Below are 1,375 nucleotides of genomic sequence, written 5' to 3' on the forward strand. Positions count from 1 at the left end.
GGTCGGTAATTGGCAAGAGTACTTAATAATGCCAATGATTCTATAGCACCGTAGGGGTGGTTTGCAATCGCAATAAATGCACCTTCTTTAGGAATGTTGGCTAAATCCTCATCAGTGATCTGAATGGTAACGCCCAGAACATCCAGAATATGATTGGCAAATTTTTCTCCTTCTAAGGTATTCGCATCTCTAATAATTCCATTGAAGTCGTTAATCTTCAAGAACCTCATTAAAAAGGAAGCAAGGCCAGGGATTGGAATGTTACAAATGCCTGTTGCCTTTGAAAAATTCTCTTTAGAAATGACTGTCATAATTATAGTTCAAAATCGATTCCATTAGGGAAGCAACTTGATAAATGATTTTTTATTTGAGCTAAATATAAGGGCGGGAAACATTCGGTTCTCACGAAGAAGAATGTTTATCATAGCTCATACAGAGTACCTAAAGATAATGGAATAATATGAACAACAGCGTATTAATCGATTAAGAAATTGTAAGGAAGAAAATTCTATAAATAATATTTCATTAACACCAATTTAACAGGGTAAACCTACTTTTGTGGCATAAATATTTGGTTAGTATTTATAAAGTTTAGGTTAGTTGATAATAAAAAACCCAGATGGATGTCTGGGTTTTTTTATGGAATTCGTTTATAGATTCTTGCCGAGCTTTTCGAGCATTTCTGGTGGAATATTATGCGTATCAACCACTAAGAAGCCGTCTAAACAATCGGAAAATTTAGGATCGATATTAAATGAGATAATCTTCGCATTCAGGTTCATATACTGCCTCAACAATACCGGAATCTTAATATGCGAGTTTTCGATATCGCCGATAATGCTATCCAGATCTTTAAAAGACTCGCTGCTATCAACCAATGTATCTGTAGAAATTGGTAAAAGATCAGCTTTAAACTTGTTTCTTGGCTTCACATATTTTGCCATCTCATAATCGAAATGGTTTTTTGTAATGTAATCTACAATTAAGGCCTTGCTAAATTTAGAGAAGTTGTTGCTGATACTTACCGGTCCAAACATGTAGCGATACTGTGGGTTATCGATCAGGTATTTTAAAATTCCTTTCCAAAGCAAAAATAATGGAAGTGGTTTGCCCTGGTATTCTTTTCTGATCCACGATCTGCCCAGCTCGATTCCCTGTCTCAACATTGGGTAGAATTGATCTTTCATTTTAAACAGTTCTGATAGGTAGAATCCACGGCGGCCCATGCTTTCTAAAATCTCATCACCTTTACCAATCCGGTAAGCACCTACAATATTTTCTAAATCCTTATCCCAAATAAATAAGTGGTTATAGTAGATGTCGTAATTGTCGAGATCGATTTTTTTGTTGGTTCCTTCACCAACCTCTCGGAAAG

2 protein-coding genes are annotated in these 1,375 nt (G+C 35.6%); both read right to left on the minus strand.

The window, feature by feature from the left end; translation table 11 throughout:
* Window positions 1–311, minus strand: a 311-nt coding sequence (locus AC1DND_RS27935; RefSeq protein ID WP_477586119.1) for a GNAT family N-acetyltransferase, incomplete at its 3' end; no start/stop codon positions are given.
* 339 nt (window positions 312–650) lie between these two features.
* Window positions 651–1,375: GNAT family N-acetyltransferase (locus AC1DND_RS27940; RefSeq protein ID WP_477586121.1), on the minus strand; the 725-nt coding region annotated here is incomplete at its 5' end.

It is taken from the genome of Pedobacter sp. 01N416 (assembly GCF_056399685.1).